We start from the raw sequence: 22,948 nt of genomic DNA on the forward strand, positions 1-22,948 counted from the left end.
CGCGCGCAATCGCCGTCATCGAACCTTGAGCCGCCACAACGACGTGACCTCGGCCGCTCGCGCAACGTACAGCGGATCGTTCTGATCGCTGGCCTTCGGATGCCGTGGGCGAATGTCCTCACGTCCCACGACACTCAGCCCCGCGTGCTCGATCGCCGCCAGCAGCCACTCGCGCGTGCGCAGGCCGAGGTGCTCGGCGAAATCCGAAATGATCAGCCAGCCCTCGCCGCCCGGCGTCAGATGAGCCGCAAGCCCGTTCAGGAAGCCGAGCAGCATACGGCTGTCCGGATCGTAGACCGCGTATTCGAGCGGCGACGCAGGCCGCGCCGGCACCCACGGCGGATTGCAGACGACGAGCGGCGCGCGTCCGTCCGGAAACAGATCGGCTTGCACGATCTCGACCTGCTCGCCGTAGCCGAGGCGCACCAGATTTTCACGAGCACATGCAAGCGCGCGCGAATCCTGATCCGTCGCGACGATCTTGCGCACGCCACGTTTGGCCAGCAGAGCGGCCAGCACGCCGGTGCCGGTGCCGATATCGAACGCGAGGTCGAGCGACGGCAGCGCCGTGCGCGCGACGAGATCGACATACTCACCGCGTACCGGTGAGAACACGCCATAGTGCGGATGGACGCGCTCGCCGAGCGCGGCAATCTCAACACCTTTCTTGCGCCATTCGTGCGCGCCGATCAAGCCCAGCAATTCGCGCAACGACACGACCGACGCCTCACCGGTCGCCGGGCCATACGCTTCGATACAGGCCTGCCGCACGTCGGGCGCGCGGCGCAGCGGAATGCCGTAGTCGGCATCGAGCGGAATCAGGATCATGCCGAGCGTGCGCGCGCGCTGCGACTGCGCCTGCCGATGCAGGTTGAACGCGTCGAGCGGTGTCGCGCCCTGCTTGCGGGGCTTGCGTTCGAGCCGGCGCGTGACCGCCTGCAGCAGTTGGCGCGCATTCTGGAAATCGCCGTGCCACAGCAGCGCGATGCCCTCGCAGGCGAGGCGGTAGGCCGAATCGGCGGTGGTGCGGTCGTCGGCGACGACGACGCGCTTAGGCGGCGGCACGGCCGCTTCGGAACGCCAGCGTGCGGTGCGCGGGCCGTCGGCTTCGGGCCAGGTGAGAGTTGTGGGGCTGGTCATGGCGCAATGGAGTCGATGTGACGTCGCCGGCGACGAGGACCGCGGCAGCGGACCAGCATACTCGGTGGCTGCCGGTCATTCCGGGCGACGCCCGAATAGTACCGTACCGCCATCGTGCGGATTCGCGGCGCGGTATGCGTCGGTGAAGGTGATCAAGGGAGTTTAGACGCACCGAATGTAGACAAACAAGTCCACGATCGACAAGGTGAAAGAGATATCGTGATTTTTGAGCCATCGAGCGGCTCACCTCACGCTGCCTTCGCACGCTTTGACGTGCGTGAAATCCGCGCAATAAGCCTGACCGAGGCTTCCGTCATCGGCTTCCGCAACGATTCGGGCGTCTTCCACCGGAAAAGAAAAACCCCGCCGAAGCGTGCGCTTCGACGGGGTTTTCCAATCTGGTGCCGGCTGCAGGACTCGAACCCGCCACCTCATGATTACAAGTCAAGCGCTCTACCTGATGAGCTAAGCCGGCATGAGGCGGTGATTCTACTTCATTTCACGATCTTAAGGCGAGCCCTGCCGCCGCCTTTCGAGCCATCGTCGTCGGGCTGCGGTTTGTCGCTGGCTTCCGTCGCTGCGGCCGGGTCGGCCGGTGCGGTTTCGACCGCGTGCGGAGTCGTCGGCGTATCGGCTTCGTCCGCGGCATCCGCGCCCGAATCCTGAGCCTCGCCGCCCGCCGATTCGACCGGGAACGCCATGCCCTGGCCGTTTTCGCGCGCGTAGATCGCGAGAATATTGGCGACCGGCACCTCGATTTTGTGCGACTTGCCGGAAAAGCGCGCGTTGAACTCGATCCACTCGTTGCCCATCTGCAGCTGGCTGGTCGCCTCGAAGCTGATGTTCAACACGATTTCGTTGTCACGCACGAACTGACGCGGCACACGCGTCTGATTGTCGACCCGGACCGCGATGTGCGGCGTGTAGCCGTTATCCGTGCACCACTCGTAAAGCGCGCGCAGCAGATAAGGCTTGGTGGAAATCTCTTGCATCAACAGTCCTCTTGCGGGCGCGGGCGCGCCTCAAAGCGATGCTGCGCCCGCGCTCCAAAGCCAAACTCAACGACGCATCACCTTCTCCGACGGCGTCAGCGCTTCGATATAGGCCGGGCGGCTGAAAATGCGCTCAGCGTACTTCATCAGCGGCGCGGCGTTCTTCGACAGCTCGATACCGTAATGGTCGAGGCGCCACAAGAGCGGCGCAATCGCGACGTCGAGCATCGAGAACTCTTCGCCGAGCATGTACTTGTTCTTCAGGAAGATCGGCGCGAGCTGCGTGAGGCGATCGCGGATCGCGAGGCGCGCTTTCTCGTGATTCTTCTCCGCAGCCTTGCCCTTCTCGTTTTCGAGCGTGCCGACGTGGACGAACAGCTCTTTCTCGAAGTTGAGCAGGAACAGGCGGGCGCGCGCACGCTGCACCGGATCGGCCGGCATCAGCTGCGGGTGCGGGAAGCGCTCGTCGATGTACTCGTTGATGATGTTCGATTCGTACAGAATCAGGTCCCGTTCGACGAGAATCGGTACCTGACCGTACGGATTCATCACGGCGATGTCTTCCGGCTTGTTGAACAGGTCGACGTCGCGGATTTCGAAGTCCATGCCCTTTTCGAACAACACCAGCCGGCAACGCTGGGAGAACGGGCAAGTAGTGCCGGAATACAGAACCATCATGTTTACGTTTCCTCAAAAAGCTGAAGGGCCAGCGCGCGGAAAAACCGTTCAGCAGTCTTTCCTGGCGCCGGCCCCACGCCGTGTAACGACGTGATTATTTGATATGTTTCCAGTACGCGGCGTTCAGTCGCCAGGCGAAAAAGCTCAGGATACCGAGGAACAACAGCACCCACACGCCAAGTTGCCTGCGAGTTTGCTGAGTCGGTTCGGACATCCATGACAGGTACGACACGAGGTCGGCCACAGCAGAATCATAATCTACCGGCGACATCGTCCCCGGAGTCAGTTGCTGGAAGCCGAGGAATTTGTGTACCGTTTCGCCGGTTCTTTCGTCGGTTTCGTCGCCGAATTTCGCCGCGCGCTGCCCCTGAAGCTGCCACAGCACGTGAGGCATGCTCACGTTTTGGTACGCCAGATTGTTCCAGCCAGTCGGGCGCGTATCGTCGCGGTAAAAACTGCGCAGATACGTGTACAGCCAGTCCGTGCCGCGCGCCCGCGCCTCCACCGACAGATCCGGCGGCGTCGCTCCGAACCACGCTTTCGCATCCTCCGGGCGCATCGCCACGGTCATCGTGTTGCCGACCTTGTCGGTGGTGAACAGCAGGTTCGCCTGGATTTCGTTCGGCGTAATGCCGAGATCGGTCAGGCGGTTGTAGCGCATCAGGTTCGCGCTGTGGCAATTCAGGCAGTAGTTTACAAACAATTGCGCGCCGCGCTGCAAGGAAGCGAAATTGTTCGTGTTGTCCGGCGCGCGGTCGAGCGGGAAATTCTCGTCCGCGTGGACCGGAGCGGCCAACAGGGCGAGCACGGTCACGCCGAGCAGCGCGCACAACGAAAGCAGTTTTTTCATCTTCGTGTTCTCCTGGCTCGCGATTAGTGAGGCTTGAACCGCACCCGTTCCGGCGGCTGCTTGAACTTGCCAAGCCGCGTCCAGAAAGGCATGCCGAGGAAAAACGCGAAGTAGATCAGCGCGCAAATCTGCGCGATCAGCGTCGCCGCCGGCGATGGCGGCCGCGTGCCGAGGAAGCCGAGCGTCAGAAACGCGATCACGAAGATCCCGAAGAAAACCTTGTGGAAGAACGGCCGGTAGCGGATCGACTTGACCGGCGACCGGTCCAGCCACGGCAGGAAGAACAGCGAAATCACCGCGCTGCCCATCACCACGACGCCCCAGAACTTCGATTCGGTGAACACCATCGCGACGATCACCAGCACGGCGAGCACCGGCAGACCGATCCGCCACTTGCCGCGCGCTCGCACGAGCGCGAGCAGCCCGAGCAGCGCGATGACGATCATCAGCACGATCTTGAATGGATCGGTGGTGGCGCGCAGCATCGCGTAGAACGCGGTGAAGTACCACACCGGCGCAATTTCCGACGGCGTCTGCAGCGGATTCGCGGGAATGAAGTTGTTCGCTTCGAGAAAGTACCCGCCCATTTCCGGCCCGAAGAAGATGATCGCCGCGAAGATCAGCAGGAAGATGCACACGCCCATGAAGTCGTGCACGGAGTAATACGGGTGGAACGGAATGCCGTCGAGCGGCACGCCATCCGGCCCCTTCCTCGCCTTGATCTCGATGCCGTCCGGGTTGTTCGAGCCGACTTCGTGCAGCGCGACCACGTGCGCGATCACGAGGCCGACCAGCACGAGCGGAATCGCGATCACGTGGAATGCGAAGAAGCGGTTCAGCGTGACGTCGGACACGACGTAGTCACCGCGAATCCACAGCGACAGATCCGGCCCGATGAACGGAATCGCCGAGAACAGGTTCACGATCACCTGCGCGCCCCAGAACGACATCTGGCCCCACGGCAGCAGGTAGCCGAAGAACGCCTCGGCCATCAGGCTCAGGAAGATCAGGCAGCCGAAAATCCACACGAGCTCGCGTGGCTTGCGGTACGAGCCGTACATGAGCCCGCGGAACATGTGGAGATACACGACCACGAAAAACATCGACGCGCCCGTGGAGTGCATGTAGCGGATCAGCCAGCCCCACGGCACCTCGCGCATGATGTACTCGACCGACGAAAACGCGAGCGTCGCATCGGGCTTGTAGTTCATCGTCAGGAAAATGCCGGTGACGATCTGATTGACCAGCATCAGCAACGCAAGCGAACCGAAGAAGTACCAGAAGTTGAAGTTCTTCGGCGCGTAGTACTCGGAAACGTGCTTCTTCCACGTGGCAGTCATTGGGAAGCGCTGGTCGATCCAACCCGCCAGCCCGGTCGTCTCTACTTCGTGTTCGCTCGCCATTACGCTTCTCCTTTTTCGTCCTTCCCGATCACGAGGGCCGTCGCCGACGTGAACATGAAGCGCGGGATGTCGAGGTTCTGCGGAGCGGGCTTGTTCTTGAAGACGCGGCCGGCCATGTCGTAGGTCGAGCCGTGGCAAGGACACAGGAAACCGCCGGGCCAGTCGTCTGGCAGGTTGGGCTGCGGGCCTTCCTGGAAGCGCGGCGTCGGCGTGCAGCCCAGATGCGTGCAAACGGCGACAGCGACGAGCAGACGCTTATTCTCGGCGCGTGAACGGAATTCGTTGTTGCAGTACTCCGGCAGCGGCATCGAGAATGGATTCAGCGAGTGGGGGTCCGCTACCTGGCTGTCGGCTTTTTGAACATCGGCGAGCATGCGGTCCGTGCGGTTGATGATCCACACCGGCTTGCCACGCCAGGCGACCGTCATCATGTCGCCGGGCTTCAGACTGCTGATATCGACTTCGACCGGCGCACCTGCGGCCTTGGCCTTTTCGGATGGTGCAAACGAACTAACAAAGGGTACGACAACGGCAACACCTCCTATGCCGCCTGCTACGGTCGTCGCTACCAGCCAGTTACGGCGGCTGCCATCGACGCGTTCCTCTTCTTTGTCTCGCATTACACGCCCCACTTCTGAGTTGGATTTTTCCTTCACGTCGCTTCTACCGCTGCTAGTTTGCTCGAATGGAGTCGTCATTTACAAGGGCCGATTGCCAAAAACCGTGCGAAGTCCTTGATAACTCAGGGTTTGTCCGTACCGATCGCAAACTTTTTCGTGCCCCCTTTTAAGTGCCTTCTACGGTATTCCTACCTTTTTCTTCGTTAATGCAATTCGCAATTCAAACGGGATTGGGGATGTCGATAAACAGGTGTTCGATATCGAACGATTCGGACAGATGCTTGCCCACTGCCTGCACGCCGAAGCGTTCGGTCGCGTGGTGGCCGGCGGCCAGAAACGCGACGCCGCTTTCCGCCGCCGTATGCATGACCGACTCCGAAACCTCGCCGGTCACGTAGACGTCGACGCCCGCGTTGATCGCCGCGTCGAACATGCCTTGCGCGGCGCCCGTGCACCAGCCGACGCGGCGCAGTTCAAGATCCGGATCACCGAACACGAGCGGCGTGCGGCCCAGCGTCTGCGCGATTTCCGCGGTCAGGTGCGACAACGTGATCCGCATCGGCAAGGTGGCGAGCCAGCCAAGATCGTTGTCGCCAAAACGCGCGTCGCTGATCCAGCCCATCTTCTCGCCGATCTGCGCGTTGTTGCCGAATTCGGGGTGATCGTCGAGTGGCAGATGATAGGCGAACAGGTTCAGGTCGTTGGCGAGCAGCAGCTTCAAACGAGCATGTTTGCGGCCGGTGATCTGCGGTGCCTCGTTGCGCCAGAAGTAGCCGTGATGGACCAGAACGGCGTCCGCGCCCCAGTCCAGCGCGGCCTCCAGAAAGGCCACCGACGCGGTCACGCCGGTCGCGAGTTTGTTGATCCGGCGGCGCCCCTCGACCTGCAATCCGTTCGGGCAATAGTCCTTGAAGCGCGCGGTTTCAAGGAGATTGTTCAAGTACAATTCAAGTTCGATCCGATCCATATAGACCCCTAGTCTTCAGATGCTTAGACGCTTCTGGCTGTTATTTGCCCAAGCGGTGACGGTGCTGTTGGCGCTGATGTTCATCATTGCGACCCTCAAACCGCAGTGGCTGCAGCGTCAAGGACAGTTCGGCAGACAACTCGTCGAACCGATCGTCGCGCTGCGGGAAGTGGCGCCGGGCATCGGCACTGGCCACGCCGAAACGTCCTATGCCGAAGCGGCGCAAAAGGCCATGCCCGCGGTCGTCAACGTGTTCTCCAGTAAGGATGGCTCACTGCCTCCCGACCCGCGCGCCAAAGATCCGCTGTTCCGCTACTTCTTCGGCGACAGGAACAATCGCAAGCAGCAGGAGCAGCCTGCCTCGAATCTCGGCTCAGGCGTGATAGTGAGTTCGGAAGGTTACATTCTAACGAACCAGCACGTCGTCGACGGCGCCGATCAGATCGAAGTCGCGCTCGCCGACGGCCGCACCGCCAGCGCGAAGGTCATCGGTATCGACCCCGAAACCGATCTGGCCGTGCTCAAGGTCAACATGACCAATCTGCCCACCATCACGCTCGGCCGGATGGACCAGACCCGCGTCGGCGACGTCGTGCTCGCGATCGGCAATCCGTTCGGCGTCGGACAGACCGTGACGATGGGCATCGTCAGCGCGCTGGGCCGCAACCACCTCGGCATCAACACGTTCGAAAACTTCATCCAGACCGACGCACCGATCAACCCCGGCAACTCGGGCGGTGCGCTCGTCGACGTGAACGGCAACCTGCTCGGCATCAACACAGCCATCTACTCGCGCTCTGGCGGCTCGCTCGGTATCGGCTTCGCGATTCCGGTGTCGACCGCGCGCAGCGTGCTCGAAAGCATCATCACGACCGGCACGGTCACGCGCGGTTGGATCGGCGTCGAACCGCAGGATGTGACGCCGGAAATCGCAGAGTCGTTCGGACTCGACCAGAAGTCGGGCGCGATCGTCGCGGGCGTGCTGAAGAGCGGTCCGGCCGACCGCGCGGGCATCAAGCCCGGCGACATCCTGACCAGCGTGAACGGCCAGCAGATCACCGATACCACGCGTCTATTGAACGTGATCGCGCAGATCAAGCCGGGCACGGCGGCCAAGGTGCACCTGGTGCGCAAGGGTCATCAGATCGATCTCGATGTGATGATCGGCAAACGCCCACCGCCGCCGAAACAGGCGGAAGACGAAAACGGCGGCGATCACCCGGACGACGAGGGCGGCTGAGGTTAAGGCTTACGGCTTCCGCGCAACGAAAAAGGGCAGTCCGCGATGAACTGCCCTTTTTATTTGACGCACGACACCGGCTCGCGATACCTCAACTCGACGGCGGACTCGCATCCTCCACGATCACCGGCTGCTTGCCGACGATCAGCCGCGCCGCGATGATGCCCGCTTCGTACAGCACGATCAGCGGAACCGCGAGGATCAACTGCGAAAACACGTCCGGCGGCGTGACGACGGCCGATACCACGAACGCGCCGACGATCACGTACGGCCGGATTTCCTTCAGCTTCTTCAGCGTCACCACGTTCATCCGCACCAGCAGCACGACGACGATCGGCACCTCGAACGTGACGCCGAACGCGATGAACATCGTCAGCACGAAGCTCAGGTAATTGTTGATATCGGTTGTCATCTCCGCGCCTAGCGGCGCGTTGTAGTGCGCCATCACGCGGAAAATGGTCGGAAACACGACGAAGTACGCGAACGCCATGCCGCACAGGAACAGCGTGTAACTGCTCGCAACCAGCGGCGCGACCAGCTTCTTCTCGTGCTGATAGAGCCCAGGCGCGACGAACGCCCAGATCTGGTACAGCACGACCGGCAGCGCGAGCACGAAGGCGACCAGCATCGTCACCTTCATCGGCACGAAGAACGAGCCGGTGACGTCGGTGACGATCATCTTGCCGTCCTTCGGCAGATTCATCATCAGCGGACGCGCGAGCAGTTTGAAGATGTCCGGCGCCCAGTACACGAGCCCGATGAACACGACGATGACGGCAAGCCCCGCACGGATGATGCGGTCACGCAGTTCGACGAGGTGGGAAATGAAGGTCTCTTCAGTGCCTTCGTTCTGGGATTGCTGGGGGTCGCTCACACCGGCCCTCGGTTAGGGATTGTCGATCTGAACATCAGAAAAACCGCGTCGGACGACGCAGGTTGGCAGGTGTGTGCCGCGCAACGCGCGCGGCGCCCGACTGCACGCGCGTGCGGCGCAGACTCGCACGTTTATACCAGGTGGGCATGGCGCTCTGCTGGACGCGCCAGTTCTTGCGTTTGGGCGCGGCGGCCGGCGTACTGACTGGCCACGAGGTGGCACCACCGGTGCTGCCGCTGCCCCCGCTGCCAGCGTCTTCGAGCGCGCCGCCGGCGATGCTCGGCGACACCGACGTACCGCTATTCCATGCTTCGTTCAGTTCATTCTCATGCTTGCGCAGATTGTCCTGAACCGCCGTTTCGACATTGCTCGCGGCCTTCTCGAACTCGGTCTTCATGCGCCGCAATTCGTCGAGCTCGATTTCGCGCGTGACCTCGGCCTTCACGTCATTGATGTACCGCTGTGCGCGGCCGAACAGCGCGCCGGCCGTGCGAGCCACACGTGGAAGGCGCTCAGGCCCGAGGACGACCAGCGCGACGACGCCGATCAGCGCCATCTTGGTTAGACCGAGGTCCAGCATGAAATGGGGTGTCCGTCAGAAACGCGGGAACGGCGCGAACGCCGCGGCTTAGCGGTAGTCGCTCGATTGCTGCGTCTTTTCCTTCGCGTCCACGTCCACCGCGCCGTTGCGCGGCAACTCGCGCTGCTGCTGTTGCGCGTCGGCGGACGGCGAATCGGCATCCTTCATGCCTTCCTTGAAGCCCTTTACCGCGCCGCCCAGATCGCCACCGATGTTGCGCAGCTTCTTCGTGCCGAACACGAGCGCGACGATCAACAGAACGATCAACCAATGCCAAATACTCAACGAACCCATGACTACTCTCCTTAACCCCGGCGCCGCATCTCGATGCGGCAAATTTGCATAACCTGAAGCGCGTGCGCTTCGTCTCCATCTCACTCTACGTTACCGCACGTCGCCACGCCTCGCTGGCGATACGCCCGTGGTCTCCACCGATGTCATTGTGGCGAGACGATCGCGTCGACGTTATTACAGCGGTAAAAACAACGGTGGCGCTATTGTCCTCGACCAAAACTCGCGCCGGTTTGCGCATTTCACGCAGCGCGCATGACACGCGAGCCGGCACTCAGCCCATGCGTTGCCAGGGGCGCGGTCCCGCGAGAATGTGCAGGTGCAGGTGATACACCTCCTGACCACCGCCCGGACCGGTATTGATGACCGTGCGAAAGCCCGTTTCTCCGCCGCTGTATGCGACCCCCAATTGCTCGGCCAGTCGCGCGGCCAGCACAAGCATTCTACCAAGCAGAGGCGCGTCGCTTTCGACGCAGTTCGACAGCGTCGCGATGTGCTGGCGAGGAATCACCAGCACATGCGTTTCGGCCGCCGGCCGGATGTCGCGGAAGGCGACGAACTCGTCGTCTGCGTGGACTCGGGTCGACGGGATTTCGCCAGCGGCGATCTTGCAGAAAAGACAGTTCGGATCGTGACTCATCGTATTCCTGACGCGGTATGACTTAGGCGAGCGAAGCCGCGCGCGACGAGGTTCGACCCGAAAGCCGGCCCACCCATGCGGACCGGCGAGCGTTCAGACCCAGCCGGCCGGATTCGCGAACGGCTTGTTATCGTACAGATACAGCCAGCCTTTGATAATACGGTACAACATCCATATGCTGACGGCCCACAGCAATGGAATGCCGATCACGACGAGCAACAGCAACGCACCGATCGCGTAACCGACGAGGCCCAGCCAGAACGTGCGGATTTGCCATTCGAAGTGCGCTTCGTACGGCGTGCCGGCCACGTCCGGCCGTTTGACGTAGTTGATGATGATCGCGATCAGAATGGTGAGCCCGCCGGTCAGCCAGTGAACCGCATACAGCGCATACAGCACGTGTGTCAGCGTTCGCAGGCTGCGCTCGCGTTCGGGCTCCATCGCGTGGCGGTAGACCGGCGGCGGATAGCTTTCTTGCGGCTGTTCCATGCTTGCGTCCTCCCGAAGGTGCGGTTACCGCTATATAGGTGCCGGCGCACGCGACTTCAAGCGGAAGCGCCAGATTTCCGCTCCGCTTGCTCAGTCGCCGTTCTCGTCGCGCTCGCGGCTCTTGCGCAGCGCCTTTTCCTCGATGCCCGACAGGCCTTCGCGTCGCTCGAGCTCGGCGACCACGTCAGCGGGACTTAGATCGAAATGCGACAGCATCACGAGGCAGTGGAACCACAGATCCGCGACCTCGCCGACCAGCGCCTTAGGCGCGCCGCCGTGGCGCGCGTCTTTCGCGGCCAGCACGACTTCCGTGGCCTCTTCGCCGATCTTCTTCAGCACCGCGTCGTCGCCCTTGTGGAACAGGCGCGATACGTACGAGATGTCCGGATCGCCGCCCTTGCGGCTGTCGATCACCGCCGCGAGGCGCAGCAGCGTGTCGAGCGTGGAAGCCGTGGCGGGCGACGGGTTTTGCGTGGATTGCGTCATTTGTAGATGTGTTCGGGGTCTTTCAGCACGGGATCGACGGCCTGCCAGTCGCCGTCGTCCACCGAGCCTTCGAATTTCTGGAAAAAGCACGAGTGGCGGCCGGTATGGCAGGCGATGCCCGATACCTGCTCGACTTTCAGCAGCACGACGTCTTCGTCGCAATCGAGTCGCACTTCATGCACATGCTGCACGTGGCCCGACTCCTCGCCCTTGAACCACAGGCGCTGGCGCGAGCGTGAGAAATACACCGCGCGGCCGGTCTCGACGGTCTTCGCGAGAGCCTCGCGGTTCATCCACGCGAACATCAACACGTCGTTCGTCGACGCTTCCTGCGCGATCACCGGCACGAGGCCGTTCGCGTCCCACTTGACCTTGTCGAGCCAGTTCACTGCCGAGGAATTCGTCACGTCACAACCTCACCGAAATGCCCTGGTCGGCCATGAAGCGCTTGGCCTCGCCGACCGTGTGTTCGCCATAGTGGAAGATGCTCGCGGCGAGCACCGCGTCCGCGTGACCGCTCGTGATGCCGTCGGCGAGATGCTGCAGATTGCCGACGCCGCCCGAAGCGATCACGGACACCGGCACTGCGTCCGACACCGCGCGCGTGAGGGCGAGGTCGAAGCCGCTCCTGGTGCCGTCGCGATCCATGCTGGTCAACAGGATTTCGCCGGCGCCGAGCTCGGCCATCTTGCGCGCCCATTGAACCGCGTCGAGGCCGGTGGCCTTGCGCCCGCCGTGCGTGAACACTTCCCAGCGCGGCGTTTCGCCGTCGGCCGAGACGCGCTTCGCATCGATCGCCACGACGATGCACTGCGAGCCGTATTTGTCGGTCGCGTCCTTCACGAGTTGCGGATTCGCAATCGCCGACGAGTTCATGCTGATCTTGTCGGCGCCCGCGTTCAGCAGGCGCCGCACGTCTTCGACCGCGCGCACGCCGCCGCCGACCGTCAGCGGAATGAACACCTGCGAGGCGACCGCCTCGATGATCGGCAGAATCAGATCGCGCTGATCCGAGGTCGCGGTGATGTCGAGGAACGTGAGTTCGTCGGCGCCCTGATCGTCGTAACGGCGAGCGATTTCGACCGGGTCGCCCGCGTCGCGCAGTTCGACGAAGTTGACGCCCTTGACCACGCGGCCCGCGGTGACGTCGAGACAGGGGATGATGCGTTTAGCTAGAGCCATGATCGTGCAATTTTGCCAATACCGCTGATGAGGCCGCTCGCTTGCGGGCAAGCGGCACGGTGCCGGCGCGAGCGGTTGCGTCGCGCCGCGAGTGAGGTGCCGGCCGCAAGCTGGCGAGATTCCGGGCGCGTGATCGTGCGACGCGCGTTACAGGCAAGCCATCGTTCGAACGAGCGCCGCAAGCCGACACGAGCGCAACGCCGGCGGCCCCGCGCAACCTGCCCAGCACGCGCAGCCGACGCCGTGCTTAAGCGTCGTCCGCTTCGCGCAGCTTGTCCGCGAGCGTCTGCGCGGCCGCGAAGTCGAGGTCGCCCGAATAGATCGCGCGGCCGCAGATTACGCCCTCGATGCCCTCGCCTTCGACTTCGCACAGCGATTCGATGTCCGCGAGGTTCGACAGACCGCCGCTCGCGATCACCGGAATCTTGACCGCGCGCGCAAGGCGCACCGTCGCTTCGATGTTGATGCCTTGCAGCATGCCGTCACGGCCGATGTCGGTATAGATGATCGACTCGCAGCCGTAGTCCTCGAACTTGCGCGCGAGGTCGGCCACTTCGTGACCGGTCAGCTTGCTCCAGCCGTCGGTGGCGACCTTGCCGTCTTTCGCGTCGAGACCGACGATGATGTGACCGCCGAACGCGGTGCACGCGTCCTGCAGAAAGCCGGGGTTCTTCACCGCCGCGGTGCCGATGATCACGTACGATAAACCGTCGTCCAGATAGCGCTCGATCGTGTTCAGGTCGCGGATGCCGCCGCCCAGCTGAACCGGAATCTGGCCGCCCACTTCATCGATGATCGCGCGGATTGCATCGCCGTTTTTCGGCTTGCCGGCAAACGCGCCGTTCAGGTCGACCAGATGCAGTCGACGCGCGCCGCGGTCGACCCAATGTCGGGCCATTGCCGCCGGTTCCTCGGAGAAAATCGTCGCCTGGTCCATATCGCCCTGTTTGAGGCGTACACACTGACCGTCTTTCAGGTCGATGGCGGGAATCAGCAGCATAGCAATCGGGTGTTATCTGGGAGTGGATTGAAGGTCGGCGGCAGCGGCTGGCGAGTCAGCCCGCCGCAATACCGTCTCGCTAGTTTAGTACAACTCGTTCGGCGCTCCAGTGGGGCGCCGGTCGGATGCGGGACCGGGACACCGCGCGACGCGCGCGCGGCAACGGGATGAAAAAAGGCGTTCACGGGTTCCAGTGCACGAAGTTGCGATACACGCGCAAACCCGCGTCGGCGCTCTTTTCAGGGTGGAATTGGGTGGCAAAGATGTTATCCCGCGCTACCGCCGAGGTAAAGGGCACGCCGTAGACCGTTTCGCCCGACGTATGCGCCGGGTCGTCCGGCACCACGTAGTAGCTGTGCACGAAGTAGAAGAACGCGTTGTCGGCGACGCCGTCCCAAAGCGGATGCGGCTGCGCCTGACGCACGCGGTTCCAGCCCATCTGCGGGACCTTGAAGCGCGAGCCGTCGTCCTGCACCTGGCCTTCTAGCTCGAAACGCACGACCTTGCCGGGCAACAGACCCAGACCCGGCGTGTCGCCCTCGGCGCTCCAGTCGAACAGCATCTGCTCGCCGACGCACACGCCCATCAGCGGCTTGCTGCGGGACGCCTCGACGACCGCTTGCTGCAAACCGGACGCACCGAGACTGCGCATGCAGTCAGGCATCGCGCCTTGGCCCGGCAGCACCACGCGGTCGGCCGCGCGGATCGCTTCCGGACGATCGACGATCGCCACGTCCGCTTCCGGCGCGGCTTTGCGCAGTGCCTGGGCAACCGAGCGCAGGTTGCCCATTCCGTAATCCACAATCGCTATCGAAGTTTTCATTTCAAGTTTGGCCGCTCTGCCCCCGATCCATCGATACCGCCGCGCCGCGTCGAACGACGTGCCGGCATGGACGGTCATGTCCGATGGGTCGCCTGAAGGCGGGTGGCTGAAGACGTTGGAGGCGTTGAAACCCGTGTTAAAGCCTGTTACGGCCGTTGCGTTAGAGGCTGCCCTTGGTCGACGGAATCTGCCCGGCTGCGCGCTCGTCGAGTTCGACGGCCATGCGGAGCGCGCGCCCGAACGCCTTGAATACCGTTTCCATCTGATGGTGAGCGTTGATGCCGCGCAGGTTGTCGATGTGCAGCGTCACGCCGGCATGGTTCACGAAGCCGCGGAAGAATTCGATCGACAGGTCGACGTCGAACGTGCCGATGCGCGCGCGCGTGAACGGCACGTGGAATTCGAGGCCCGGACGGCCGGAGAAATCGATCACGACGCGCGACAGCGCTTCGTCGAGCGGCACGTAGGAATGACCGTAGCGGCGGATGCCCTTGCGATCGCCGATCGCCTTCGCGACGGCCTGGCCGAGCGTGATGCCGGTGTCTTCGACCGTGTGGTGGTCGTCGATGTGCAGGTCGCCATGCGCTTCGATCTCGAGGTCGAACAACCCGTGGCGGGCGATCTGGTCGAGCATGTGGTCCAGGAAAGGCACACCGGTGGCCAGCTTCTGCTGGCCGGTGCCATCCAGGTTGATCTTCACACGGATCTGCGTTTCGCTAGTGTTGCGAACGACTTCCGCAAGGCGCATGGCAATTCCTCGAATCTGGCTTGAAAGCGCTAGTAATGTGGGGTGGAAAAATGGCGGGCTACACAGTGCAGCCGCTTTTATGCCGCCGCTCGGCGCGGCGGATTACCGCAACACGAGTTTCAGCCCGGCGAGCAAGTGGGCGTTTTCGTTCGGCGAACCGACGGTCAAACGCACGCAATTGACCAGCAATGGATGCATTTTACTCACGTTTTTGATCAGAATCCGCGCCGTTAGCAGAGTTTCGAACAGCACCGACGCATCGGGCACGCGCACGAGCAGGAAGTTACCCGCGCTCGGGAACACTTCGGCGCCCGGTAGCGCCGCCACCGCCCGCGCGAGCTTCGTGCGCTCGTCGCGCAATTGCGCGGCCTGCGCGTCGAGCACGCCGATGTGGTCGAGCAGGAAATCGGCGGCGGCCTGAGTCAGCACGTTGGTGTTGTACGGCGGGCGCACCTTGTCGAACTCGGTCAGCCACGCGGGCCTGCCGACCAGGTAACCGAGGCGGATGCCGGCGAGGCCCAGCTTCGACACCGTGCGCATCACGACGACGTTGTCGAACTGATCGGCGCGAGGCAGCCAGCTCTTCTGCGCGAACGGCTGATACGCCTCGTCGATGACGATCAGGCTCTTGCTCGCCGCGGCGATGATGCGCTCGATTTCGGCGTCATCGAACAGCGTGCCGGTCGGGTTGTTCGGATACGCGAGATAGACGATCGCCGGTTCGTGCTCGGCGATCGCCGCGAGCATCGCGTCGGTGTCGAGCGTGAAGTCGGGTTTCAACGGCACGCCGACGAATTCCAGATTCGCCAGCTTCGCCGACATCTGATACATGACGAAGCCCGGCACCGGCGCGAGCACCTTCGCGCCCGGCTTCGCGCACGCGACCGACATGATGCTGATGATTTCATCCGAGCCGTTGCCGAGCAACACGTCGCAACCCGCCGGCACGCCCATCACGTGACGGATGCGCTCGATCAGCTGCTCGGGACGCGGCGCCGGATAACGGTTCAGCGCGACGCCGGCCAGGCGCTCGCCGAGATGCGCGGCAAGTTCCGGCGGCAGCGGAAACGGGTTTTCCATCGCGTCGAGCTTGATGAAGCCGGTGGCGTCCGGAACCGGGTAGCTCGTCATTGCGAGCACGTCGCTGCGGATGATGTCTTGAGGTGTCGTCATAGCTTCGGGGGCCAGGCCGTGCGAAGAACGCCGGGACGGCGTCGTCGGCGCAGGGCCGCTCGGGGTTGGTCTCTGTCGTCGTTATTGAACGGGCGTTAGGCTCCGCCGCGCGCCAGCGTTATCGCGCGATCCGCCTCAGCCGCGTTCGTGGTTGTTCTGCCGCATCCGGTATTCGGCGCTGCGTGCGTGCGCTTGCAGACCTTCGCCGTATGCGAGTTCCGCGGCGATCTCGCCGAGCGTCTGCGCACCGTCCGCGCTAACCTCGATCAGGCTCGAACGCTTGAAGAAATCATAGACGCCGAGCGGTGACGAAAACCGTGCGGTACGCGACGTCGGCAGCACGTGGTTCGGGCCCGCGCAGTAGTCGCCGAGGCTCTCGCTCGTGTAACGGCCAAGGAAGATCGCGCCTGCGTGACGGATCTGCTGCGCCCACTGATGCGGCTCCAGCGCCGAGATTTCGACGTGCTCCGGCGCGATGTCGTTGGCGATCGCGCAGGCCTCGGCCATGTCGCGCACCTTGATCAGCGCGCCGCGGTTTTCGAGCGATGTGCGGATCACTTCGTGGCGCGGCATGGCGGGCAGCAGTTCGTCGATCGCTTCGCGCACGCGCGCGATGAACGCGTCGTCCGGGCACAGCAGGATCGACTGCGCGAGCTCGTCGTGCTCGGCTTGCGAGAACAGGTCCATCGCGACCCAGCGCGGATCGGTCGTGCCGTCGCACAGCACGAGGATTTCCGACGGCCCGGCGATCATGTCGATGCCGACCGTGCCGAACACGCGCCGCTTCGCCGACGCGACATACGCGTTGCCAGGGCCGCAGATCTTGTCGACCGCGGGGATGGTCTGCGTGCCGTACGCGAGCGCGCCCACCGCCTGCGCGCCGCCGATCGTGAATACACGATCGACGCCGCCCAGCAGAGCCGCCGCGAGCACGAGCGGATTCTTCACGCCGTCCGGCGTCGGCACCACCATCACGATTTCGCGCACGCCGGCCACGCGTGCCGGAATCGCGTTCATCAGCACCGACGATGGATACGCGGCCTTGCCACCCGGCACATAGATCCCCGCGCGATCGAGCGGCGTGACCTTCTGGCCGAGCACGGTGCCATCGGCCTCGGTGTACTGCCAGCTATGGCTGCCGCACTCGATCTTCTGCTTCTCGTGATAGCCGCGCACACGCGCCGCCGCCGCTTCGAGCGCCGCACGCCGCTTCGGCTCGAGACTTTCGAGCGCAGCCTCGAGCTCCGACATCGGCAGCTCGAGTTCGGCCACGCTTTTCGCATCGATGCGATCGAAGCGATTCGTGTACTCGAGCACGGCGTCGTCGCCGCGCGCCTTCACGTCGTTCAGAATCTGCGCGACCGCGCGCTCGATGGCTTCATCTTCGCTCGCCTCGAACGCGAGCACCGCGTGCAGCGACTTGTGGAAGTCGCGAGCGGTGGAATCGAGTTTGCGAATCTTGGTAGACATACGGGTATCCGTTTCGGTAAGGCGCGCTATCAGGGCGACGTCACGTTGCCATCGTCAGTCAGGCCGCCGGGGCGCCGGCATTCGACGACGCATTGGCAAACGCGTCGAGAATCGGCCGCAACGCGGCGCGTTTGAGCTTCAGCGCTGCCTGGTTCACCACGAGGCGCGACGAAATCTGCATGATCTCCTCCACCTCGACGAGATTGTTCGCGCGCAGCGTATTGCCCGAGCTGACCAGGTCGACGATCGCGTCGGCGAGGCCGACCAGCGGCGCGAGTTCCATCGAACCGTACAGCTTGATCAGATCGACGTGAACGCCCTTGGCGGCAAAATGCTCACGTGCGGTTTCAACGTACTTGGTCGCGACGCGCAGACGCGCGCCCTGGCGCACCGCGTTCGCATAATCGAAACCCGCCGCGACCGCGACCGACATCCGGCAACGGGCGATGTCGAGGTCGACCGGCTGATACAGGCCGCCGCCGCCATGCTCGAGCAGCACGTCTTTGCCGGCTACACCGAAGTCGGCCGCGCCGTACTCCACATAGGTCGGCACGTCGGTCGCGCGCACGATGATCACGCGCAGGTTCGGGTCGGTGGTCGGCAGGATCAGCTTGCGCGAGCTCTCCGGATCTTCCGCGACTTCGATGCCGGCCGCCGCGAGCAGCGGCAGCGTTTCCTCGAAGATACGCCCTTTCGACAACGCGAGCGTGAGCGGCGCGCTCACCGCCGGCGACGACGACGTTTGCGGCATCGAACTCATGCGTCGCTCCCGGAAACGCGACGCACCTTCGCGCCGATCGCGTTTAGCTTCGCTTCCATGCGATCGTAGCCACGATCGAGGTGATAGATGCGGTCGATCAGCGTCTCGCCCTCGGCGCGCAGCGCGGCAATCACGAGACTTGCGGACGCGCGCAGATCGGTGGCCATCACCTTCGCGCCGGACAGCTTTTCGACGCCGGTTACGAGCGCCGTGTTGCCGTCGATCGTGATGCTCGCGCCGAGACGGTTCAGCTCCTGGACGTGCATGAAACGGTTTTCGAAGATCGTCTCCACGACTTGCGACGTACCGTCCGCGATCGTGTTGAGCGCCATGAACTGCGCCTGCATGTCGGTCGGAAACGCCGGGTATTCGGAGGTGCGGAACGTGACCGCGCTCGGGCGCTTGTCCATGCGCACGCGCATCCAGTCGTCGCCTTCCTCGACCGTGACGCCCGCTTCGCGCAACTTTTCGGTGACGGCTTCGAGCAGCAGCGGACGCATCTTGCGCAGCGTGACGTCGCCACCGGCTGCCGCGACCGCGCACAGGAAAGTGCCCGCTTCGATGCGGTCCGGAATCACCGTGTGCTTCGCACCGTGCAGCTTGTCGACGCCATGGATCACCAGACGGTCGGTGCCGATGCCTTCGATCTTCGCGCCCATCGCGACGAGCAGATGCGCGAGGTCGACCACTTCGGGTTCGCGCGCGGCGTTCTCGATGACCGTTTCGCCATCGGCGAGCACCGCCGCCATCAGCAGGTTCTCGGTGCCGGTCACGGTGATCATGTCGGTGACGATGCGCGCGCCCTTCAGACGCTTCGCGCGCGCTTCGATGAAGCCGTGCTCGATCGTGATCTCGGCGCCCATCGCCTGCAGACCCTTGATGTGCTGATCGACCGGACGCGCGCCGATCGCGCAGCCGCCCGGCAGCGACACGCGCGCATGACCGAAGCGCGCGACGAGCGGACCGAGCACGAGGATCGACGCGCGCATCGTCTTCACCATTTCGTACGGCGCGACGAGGTTGTCGACCTTGGACGCGTCGAGCGCCACGCGCCCTTCGCCGGCTTCGATACGCACGCCCATCTGGCCGAGCAGCTTGAGCATCGTGCGCACGTCCTGCAGATCGGGCACGTTCTCCAGATGCACCGGATCGGCGCTCAGCAGACCCGCGCACAGGATCGGCAATGCCGCGTTTTTCGCACCCGAGACGACAACTTCACCGGAGAGCGGGTAGCCACCTTCAATGATGAGTTTATCCATGCCTGTCGGTTCCTGATCGGCCCGGTTCGCGTCCGGACCTGCCTTGTCTGTGTTCGGCGCGCCGCTAGCGGTGTCGCGCCCTTCCTGAGTAATTCGCACTAAATTTCCAGATTACGCGTTCTGCCATTCGGCGGGCGTCAGCGTCTTCATGCTGAGCGCGTGGATTTCTTCGCGCATGCGGTCGCCGAGCGCCGCATACACGAGTTGGTGACGCTGGATCAGGCGCTTGCCTTCGAAGTTCGGCGAGACGATCGTCGCAAAGAAATGCTGACCGTCGCCTTCGACTTCAAGATGCTCGCACGCGAGTCCAGCTGAAATGTACTGTTTGACCTGTTCGGGAGTCGGCAACATGTTAGAAGCTCCTCGTCAGTGGCGCAGCTTGTAGCCGGTAGCGAGCATGCGCATCGCCACGACGGCCAGCACCACGAAGAAACCGGCGACGATCGCGAGGCTCACCAGCGGGTCGATATCCGACACGCCGAAAAAGCCATAGCGAAAGCCGTCGATCATGTAGAAAAACGGATTGAGCCGCGATACTTCTCGCCACACCGGCGGCAGCGTATGCGTCGAGTAGAACACGCCCGACAGGAACGTGAGCGGCATGATCAGAAAGTTCTGGAACGCGGCTAGCTGGTCGAACTTCTCGGCCCAGATGCCGGCGATCAGACCCAGCGTGCCGAGGATCGCCGCGCCGAACATCGCGAAGACGATGATGTAGAGCGGCGCGGTGAACGCGAGCGGCACGAACCAGATGGTCACGATGAACACGCCGAAGCCGACACAAAGGCCGCGCGCCACGGCCGCGAGGACGTAGGCCGCGAACATCTCGTAGTGCGACAGCGGCGGCAGCAGCACGAACACGAGGTTGCCGGTGATCTTCGATTGAATCAGCGAAGAAGAACTATTCGCGAACGCGTTCTGCAGCACGCTCATCATCACGAGGCCCGGAATCAGGAAACTCGTGTATTCGACGCCCGGATAGACCTGCACGTGGCCGCGCAGCGCGTGGCCGAAAATGGTCAGGTAAAGCAGCGCGGTGATGACCGGCGCGAGTACGGTCTGGAACGACACCTTCCAGAAGCGCAGCAGTTCTTTATAGAACAGCGTGCCAAATCCACTGTAGCCGCTCATGCAAGCCCCTCGATCACTTCCGGACCGTTCATCACCTGAACGAATACGTCTTCGAGGTCGGCCTTGCGGACCTCGATTTCTTCGAATGTACAACCGGCCGCGCGGCATTGCGCGAGGATGCGCTCGACGTCGTCGTAGCTCGTCAGGCGCAGCAGATGCTGTCGGCCATTGCCGTTGCTCGCGCCGCTTTCCGCCTCGAGCGGACGCAGCTCGGCAGGTAGCACACCCTGCGCGAACCGCACGAACAGCTGCATGCCGGCGAAACGCTGCAGCAGCGTGCTGGTGCGATCGAGCGCAACGACCTCGCCACGGCGCAGCATCGCGATGCGGTCGCACAGCGATTCGGCCTCTTCCAGGTAGTGCGTCGTCAGCACGATCGTGTGGCCTTCGCGATTCAGGCGCGAGATGAACTTCCACAGCGTCTGGCGCAGTTCGACGTCGACACCGGCGGTCGGTTCGTCGAGCACGATCACCGGGGGACGGTGCACGAGCGCCTGCGCGACCAGCACGCGACGCTTCATGCCGCCCGACAGCGCTCGCATGTTGGCATCCGCTTTTTCGGTGAGATCGAGATTGGCCATGATCTCGTCGATCCACGCGTCGTTGTTGCGCAGCCCGTAGTAGCCCGACTGGATGCGCAAGGTTTCGCGCACAGTGAAGAACGGATCGAACACCAGCTCCTGCGGCACCACGCCGAGCGCGCGGCGCGCGTTGCGGAAATCGTCGACGACGTCATGACCGCGCACCGCGATGCTGCCTTCGTCGGCGCGCGCGAGACCCGCGAGAATGCTGATGAGCGTCGTCTTGCCCGCGCCGTTCGGACCAAGCAGTCCGAAGAACTCGCCTTCTTCGACCGTGAGGCTGACGCCCTTGAGCGCCTGCAAATCCTTGTAGCGCTTCTTGACGTTACGAATTTCTATGGCTGACATGATTATGGGCCGCGTGCGTCGCGGCGCCTCAAGTAGCCCCGATGGAGCCTGGGGACGAGCAAATGCTGGAAGAAACGGAACCGGGGCCGATTAGGGGGCCAGTTCAACGCCCCAAAAAAACGTTTGATTATAGGGCAAAAACTGGCACCCCCGGCTTGGCCGAAAGGAGGGAGACGACGCTAGAGGAGCGTCAATGTCGTGCTGACGCAACCATGCCGGAGGCGACTGCAGAGAGAAGTGTATCGACGCCGTAGGCCTGCGCGAGACTGGCGAGACCAGCCGGAAGATTGACGATTTCGAACTTGCCGCCACGCGCCGCCGCGGCCCGCACCCACGCGAGCAGTACGGCGAGCGCCGACGAATCGAATTGCGTGAGCGGCGCACAGTCGACGCCGCCCGCGCCCGCCGCGATGCGTTGCAGACCCGCCGCGAGCGTGGCCTTCGCGCTCTCGTGGGTCAGCGTCGCGCCGCTGTCGAAGCGGTTCGCGACCGCGTTCAGCACGTCGTTCACGACTGTTTGCCCGCGGCGAGCTGCTGATTGCGCTGCGTGAGGAACTGGATAAGTCCGTCCACGCCCTTCTGCTGGATCTGCTCGTTGAACTGCTGCTGATACGCCTGGATCAGCCACGCGCCGAGGACGTTGATGTCATACACGCGCCAGCCTTGCGGCGTCTTGTACAGGCGGTAGTCGAGTTCGATCGGCTGGCCGTTGTTCATCACGACCGAGCGCACCACCGTGTCGGTGTCGTCCGAGTTCATGCGGAACGGCTTGTACTGGATCTGCTGGTCGCGCACCTGCGCGAGCGCGCCCGAGTACGTGCGGATCAGCAGCATCTTGAACTGTTCGACCACCTGGTTCTGCTGCTCGGGCGTCGCGGTGCGCCAGTTGCGGCCCATCGCGAGCTGCGTGGTGCGGCGGAAATCGGTGTACGGCAGGATCTTTTCATTGACGAGCGCCGTGATGTGCGTGATGTCGCCCTGCTGGATCGACTTGTCGCCGCGAATCGCGTCGATTACCTGCTGGGTGACGGTCTTGATCAGCGCGTCGGGCGAGTTGGTGTCGACGGTTTGCGCCGAAGCACCGGCGCTGACGAACGAAAACAACGCGGCAAACAACGGAATCAGGAAGAATTTTTTCATATCGAGCTTTGCCTCAAAAATAGTGCAACGGTTTAAACCGACCTTATCACGCGAGTTCGACGGCGATCCATGCGCAAACTGCG

Annotated in this window: 28 protein-coding genes and 1 tRNA gene; 1 reads left to right on the plus strand and 28 read right to left on the minus strand. The window is 63.2% G+C overall.

What is annotated here, in order from left to right:
• Positions 1–15 precede the first annotated feature (15 nt).
• The 8 genes from OKW43_RS11610 to OKW43_RS11645 form a co-directional block, all read right to left on the minus strand.
• Positions 16–1,140 (minus strand): methyltransferase, encoded by a 1,125-nt coding sequence (locus OKW43_RS11610; protein WP_429447491.1) that lies wholly within the window; start codon positions 1,138–1,140, stop codon positions 16–18.
• A gap of 399 nt (positions 1,141–1,539) precedes the next feature.
• Positions 1,540–1,615: transfer RNA gene (locus OKW43_RS11615), tRNA-Thr, on the minus strand.
• A gap of 19 nt (positions 1,616–1,634) precedes the next feature.
• Positions 1,635–2,132, minus strand: coding sequence for a ClpXP protease specificity-enhancing factor (locus OKW43_RS11620; protein ID WP_187636044.1), 498 nt, complete (start codon positions 2,130–2,132; stop codon positions 1,635–1,637).
• A gap of 66 nt (positions 2,133–2,198) precedes the next feature.
• Positions 2,199–2,810 carry a glutathione S-transferase N-terminal domain-containing protein gene (locus tag OKW43_RS11625; protein ID WP_006052302.1) on the minus strand — a complete coding sequence of 204 codons (612 nt, stop codon included), beginning with the start codon at positions 2,808–2,810 and terminating at the stop codon, positions 2,199–2,201.
• A gap of 94 nt (positions 2,811–2,904) precedes the next feature.
• A complete protein-coding gene (locus OKW43_RS11630) occupies positions 2,905–3,660 on the minus strand; it encodes a cytochrome c1 (RefSeq protein ID WP_187636045.1) in 756 nt (251 codons plus the stop codon).
• A gap of 23 nt (positions 3,661–3,683) precedes the next feature.
• The gene (locus tag OKW43_RS11635) at positions 3,684–5,063 is read right to left on the minus strand and encodes a cytochrome b (RefSeq protein ID WP_187636046.1); all 1,380 of its coding nucleotides are present in this window, start codon (positions 5,061–5,063) and stop codon (positions 3,684–3,686) included.
• The gene (petA, locus tag OKW43_RS11640; RefSeq protein ID WP_187636047.1) at positions 5,063–5,683 is read right to left on the minus strand and encodes a ubiquinol-cytochrome c reductase iron-sulfur subunit; all 621 of its coding nucleotides are present in this window, start codon (positions 5,681–5,683) and stop codon (positions 5,063–5,065) included. Before petA ends, OKW43_RS11635 begins: the two co-directional genes overlap by 1 nt.
• A gap of 220 nt (positions 5,684–5,903) precedes the next feature.
• The gene (locus OKW43_RS11645; RefSeq protein WP_429447494.1) at positions 5,904–6,650 is read right to left on the minus strand and encodes a Nif3-like dinuclear metal center hexameric protein; all 747 of its coding nucleotides are present in this window, start codon (positions 6,648–6,650) and stop codon (positions 5,904–5,906) included.
• Between the two features lie 19 nt (positions 6,651–6,669).
• On the opposite strand from OKW43_RS11645, the gene OKW43_RS11650 reads away from it, so the two are divergent.
• Complete coding sequence (locus OKW43_RS11650) at positions 6,670–7,890, plus strand: Do family serine endopeptidase (RefSeq protein WP_429447496.1); 1,221 nt, start codon at positions 6,670–6,672, stop codon at positions 7,888–7,890.
• A 91-nt stretch (positions 7,891–7,981) separates the two neighbouring features.
• Here OKW43_RS11650 and tatC read toward each other — a convergent pair whose 3' ends face one another.
• From tatC to OKW43_RS11750, 20 genes are all read right to left on the minus strand, one after another.
• Positions 7,982–8,764 carry a twin-arginine translocase subunit TatC gene (gene tatC, locus OKW43_RS11655; protein ID WP_429447498.1) on the minus strand — a complete coding sequence of 261 codons (783 nt, stop codon included), beginning with the start codon at positions 8,762–8,764 and terminating at the stop codon, positions 7,982–7,984.
• 34 nt (positions 8,765–8,798) lie between these two features.
• Positions 8,799–9,344: a Sec-independent protein translocase protein TatB gene (tatB, locus tag OKW43_RS11660; protein ID WP_187636051.1), complete on the minus strand. Its 546-nt coding sequence runs from the start codon at positions 9,342–9,344 to the stop codon at positions 8,799–8,801.
• A gap of 48 nt (positions 9,345–9,392) precedes the next feature.
• The gene (tatA, locus tag OKW43_RS11665; RefSeq protein ID WP_187636052.1) at positions 9,393–9,638 is read right to left on the minus strand and encodes a Sec-independent protein translocase subunit TatA; all 246 of its coding nucleotides are present in this window, start codon (positions 9,636–9,638) and stop codon (positions 9,393–9,395) included.
• A gap of 271 nt (positions 9,639–9,909) precedes the next feature.
• Positions 9,910–10,275, minus strand: a complete 366-nt coding sequence (locus OKW43_RS11670) for a histidine triad nucleotide-binding protein (protein WP_187636053.1) — start codon at positions 10,273–10,275, stop codon at positions 9,910–9,912.
• A gap of 93 nt (positions 10,276–10,368) precedes the next feature.
• On the minus strand, positions 10,369–10,764 hold the full coding sequence (locus tag OKW43_RS11675; RefSeq protein ID WP_187636054.1) for a DUF4870 family protein: 396 nt from the start codon (positions 10,762–10,764) through the stop codon (positions 10,369–10,371).
• A gap of 90 nt (positions 10,765–10,854) precedes the next feature.
• On the minus strand, positions 10,855–11,250 hold the full coding sequence (locus tag OKW43_RS11680) for a phosphoribosyl-ATP diphosphatase (protein WP_187636055.1): 396 nt from the start codon (positions 11,248–11,250) through the stop codon (positions 10,855–10,857).
• A complete protein-coding gene (hisI, locus tag OKW43_RS11685) occupies positions 11,247–11,657 on the minus strand; it encodes a phosphoribosyl-AMP cyclohydrolase (protein ID WP_187636056.1) in 411 nt (136 codons plus the stop codon). The genes OKW43_RS11680 and hisI overlap by 4 nt, the downstream gene beginning before the upstream one ends.
• Before the next feature lies 1 nt (position 11,658).
• The gene (gene hisF / locus OKW43_RS11690) at positions 11,659–12,432 is read right to left on the minus strand and encodes an imidazole glycerol phosphate synthase subunit HisF (RefSeq protein WP_429447502.1); all 774 of its coding nucleotides are present in this window, start codon (positions 12,430–12,432) and stop codon (positions 11,659–11,661) included.
• A 247-nt stretch (positions 12,433–12,679) separates the two neighbouring features.
• The gene (gene hisA / locus OKW43_RS11695) at positions 12,680–13,432 is read right to left on the minus strand and encodes a 1-(5-phosphoribosyl)-5-[(5-phosphoribosylamino)methylideneamino]imidazole-4-carboxamide isomerase (protein WP_233851518.1); all 753 of its coding nucleotides are present in this window, start codon (positions 13,430–13,432) and stop codon (positions 12,680–12,682) included.
• 181 nt (positions 13,433–13,613) lie between these two features.
• Entirely contained in the window at positions 13,614–14,255 is a 642-nt protein-coding gene (gene hisH, locus OKW43_RS11700) for an imidazole glycerol phosphate synthase subunit HisH (protein ID WP_429447505.1), read from the minus strand.
• 160 nt (positions 14,256–14,415) lie between these two features.
• Positions 14,416–15,003, minus strand: a complete 588-nt coding sequence (hisB, locus tag OKW43_RS11705) for an imidazoleglycerol-phosphate dehydratase HisB (RefSeq protein WP_429447507.1) — start codon at positions 15,001–15,003, stop codon at positions 14,416–14,418.
• 102 nt (positions 15,004–15,105) lie between these two features.
• Positions 15,106–16,176, minus strand: coding sequence for a histidinol-phosphate transaminase (gene hisC / locus OKW43_RS11710; protein ID WP_429447509.1), 1,071 nt, complete (start codon positions 16,174–16,176; stop codon positions 15,106–15,108).
• A gap of 135 nt (positions 16,177–16,311) precedes the next feature.
• Positions 16,312–17,646, minus strand: coding sequence for a histidinol dehydrogenase (gene hisD, locus OKW43_RS11715; RefSeq protein ID WP_187636061.1), 1,335 nt, complete (start codon positions 17,644–17,646; stop codon positions 16,312–16,314).
• 58 nt (positions 17,647–17,704) lie between these two features.
• Positions 17,705–18,406, minus strand: a complete 702-nt coding sequence (hisG, locus tag OKW43_RS11720; protein ID WP_429447512.1) for an ATP phosphoribosyltransferase — start codon at positions 18,404–18,406, stop codon at positions 17,705–17,707.
• Positions 18,403–19,665: a UDP-N-acetylglucosamine 1-carboxyvinyltransferase gene (gene murA / locus OKW43_RS11725; protein WP_429447514.1), complete on the minus strand. Its 1,263-nt coding sequence runs from the start codon at positions 19,663–19,665 to the stop codon at positions 18,403–18,405. The genes hisG and murA overlap by 4 nt, the downstream gene beginning before the upstream one ends.
• A gap of 111 nt (positions 19,666–19,776) precedes the next feature.
• The gene (locus tag OKW43_RS11730) at positions 19,777–20,016 is read right to left on the minus strand and encodes a BolA family protein (protein WP_187636064.1); all 240 of its coding nucleotides are present in this window, start codon (positions 20,014–20,016) and stop codon (positions 19,777–19,779) included.
• Positions 20,017–20,031: 15 nt separating this feature from the next.
• Positions 20,032–20,796, minus strand: coding sequence for an ABC transporter permease (locus tag OKW43_RS11735; RefSeq protein WP_429447516.1), 765 nt, complete (start codon positions 20,794–20,796; stop codon positions 20,032–20,034).
• Positions 20,793–21,725, minus strand: coding sequence for an ABC transporter ATP-binding protein (locus tag OKW43_RS11740; protein WP_187636066.1), 933 nt, complete (start codon positions 21,723–21,725; stop codon positions 20,793–20,795). Before OKW43_RS11740 ends, OKW43_RS11735 begins: the two co-directional genes overlap by 4 nt.
• A gap of 190 nt (positions 21,726–21,915) precedes the next feature.
• Positions 21,916–22,236, minus strand: a complete 321-nt coding sequence (locus OKW43_RS11745; protein ID WP_187636067.1) for an STAS domain-containing protein — start codon at positions 22,234–22,236, stop codon at positions 21,916–21,918.
• Positions 22,233–22,865, minus strand: coding sequence for an MlaC/ttg2D family ABC transporter substrate-binding protein (locus OKW43_RS11750; protein ID WP_429447519.1), 633 nt, complete (start codon positions 22,863–22,865; stop codon positions 22,233–22,235). The genes OKW43_RS11745 and OKW43_RS11750 overlap by 4 nt, the downstream gene beginning before the upstream one ends.
• Positions 22,866–22,948 lie beyond the last annotated feature (83 nt).

The organism is Paraburkholderia sp. WC7.3g (assembly GCF_050436345.1).
In the GTDB taxonomy this organism is placed as follows: Bacteria; Pseudomonadota; Gammaproteobacteria; order Burkholderiales; family Burkholderiaceae; genus Paraburkholderia; species Paraburkholderia podalyriae.

Excerpts from the sequence above, each read along its gene's own strand:
- OKW43_RS11610 (WP_429447491.1), bottom strand. The coding sequence starts at position 1,140 with ATGACCAGCCCCACAACTCTCACCTGGCCCGAAGCCGACGGCCCGCGC.
- OKW43_RS11620 (WP_187636044.1), bottom strand. The coding sequence starts at position 2,132 with ATGCAAGAGATTTCCACCAAGCCTTATCTGCTGCGCGCGCTTTACGAG.
- OKW43_RS11625 (WP_006052302.1), bottom strand. The coding sequence starts at position 2,810 with ATGATGGTTCTGTATTCCGGCACTACTTGCCCGTTCTCCCAGCGTTGC.
- OKW43_RS11630 (WP_187636045.1), bottom strand. The coding sequence starts at position 3,660 with ATGAAAAAACTGCTTTCGTTGTGCGCGCTGCTCGGCGTGACCGTGCTC.
- OKW43_RS11635 (WP_187636046.1), bottom strand. The coding sequence starts at position 5,063 with ATGGCGAGCGAACACGAAGTAGAGACGACCGGGCTGGCGGGTTGGATC.
- petA (WP_187636047.1), bottom strand. The coding sequence starts at position 5,683 with ATGCGAGACAAAGAAGAGGAACGCGTCGATGGCAGCCGCCGTAACTGG.
- OKW43_RS11645 (WP_429447494.1), bottom strand. The coding sequence starts at position 6,650 with ATGGATCGGATCGAACTTGAATTGTACTTGAACAATCTCCTTGAAACC.
- OKW43_RS11650 (WP_429447496.1), top strand. The coding sequence starts at position 6,670 with ATGCTTAGACGCTTCTGGCTGTTATTTGCCCAAGCGGTGACGGTGCTG.
- tatB (WP_187636051.1), bottom strand. The coding sequence starts at position 9,344 with ATGCTGGACCTCGGTCTAACCAAGATGGCGCTGATCGGCGTCGTCGCG.
- tatA (WP_187636052.1), bottom strand. The coding sequence starts at position 9,638 with ATGGGTTCGTTGAGTATTTGGCATTGGTTGATCGTTCTGTTGATCGTC.
- OKW43_RS11670 (WP_187636053.1), bottom strand. The coding sequence starts at position 10,275 with ATGAGTCACGATCCGAACTGTCTTTTCTGCAAGATCGCCGCTGGCGAA.
- OKW43_RS11675 (WP_187636054.1), bottom strand. The coding sequence starts at position 10,764 with ATGGAACAGCCGCAAGAAAGCTATCCGCCGCCGGTCTACCGCCACGCG.
- OKW43_RS11680 (WP_187636055.1), bottom strand. The coding sequence starts at position 11,250 with ATGACGCAATCCACGCAAAACCCGTCGCCCGCCACGGCTTCCACGCTC.
- hisF (WP_429447502.1), bottom strand. The coding sequence starts at position 12,432 with ATGGCTCTAGCTAAACGCATCATCCCCTGTCTCGACGTCACCGCGGGC.
- hisA (WP_233851518.1), bottom strand. The coding sequence starts at position 13,432 with ATGCTGCTGATTCCCGCCATCGACCTGAAAGACGGTCAGTGTGTACGC.
- hisH (WP_429447505.1), bottom strand. The coding sequence starts at position 14,255 with ATGAAAACTTCGATAGCGATTGTGGATTACGGAATGGGCAACCTGCGC.
- hisB (WP_429447507.1), bottom strand. The coding sequence starts at position 15,003 with ATGCGCCTTGCGGAAGTCGTTCGCAACACTAGCGAAACGCAGATCCGT.
- hisC (WP_429447509.1), bottom strand. The coding sequence starts at position 16,176 with ATGACGACACCTCAAGACATCATCCGCAGCGACGTGCTCGCAATGACG.
- hisD (WP_187636061.1), bottom strand. The coding sequence starts at position 17,646 with ATGTCTACCAAGATTCGCAAACTCGATTCCACCGCTCGCGACTTCCAC.
- hisG (WP_429447512.1), bottom strand. The coding sequence starts at position 18,406 with ATGAGTTCGATGCCGCAAACGTCGTCGTCGCCGGCGGTGAGCGCGCCG.
- murA (WP_429447514.1), bottom strand. The coding sequence starts at position 19,665 with ATGGATAAACTCATCATTGAAGGTGGCTACCCGCTCTCCGGTGAAGTT.
- OKW43_RS11730 (WP_187636064.1), bottom strand. The coding sequence starts at position 20,016 with ATGTTGCCGACTCCCGAACAGGTCAAACAGTACATTTCAGCTGGACTC.
- OKW43_RS11735 (WP_429447516.1), bottom strand. The coding sequence starts at position 20,796 with ATGAGCGGCTACAGTGGATTTGGCACGCTGTTCTATAAAGAACTGCTG.
- OKW43_RS11740 (WP_187636066.1), bottom strand. The coding sequence starts at position 21,725 with ATGTCAGCCATAGAAATTCGTAACGTCAAGAAGCGCTACAAGGATTTG.
- OKW43_RS11750 (WP_429447519.1), bottom strand. The coding sequence starts at position 22,865 with ATGAAAAAATTCTTCCTGATTCCGTTGTTTGCCGCGTTGTTTTCGTTC.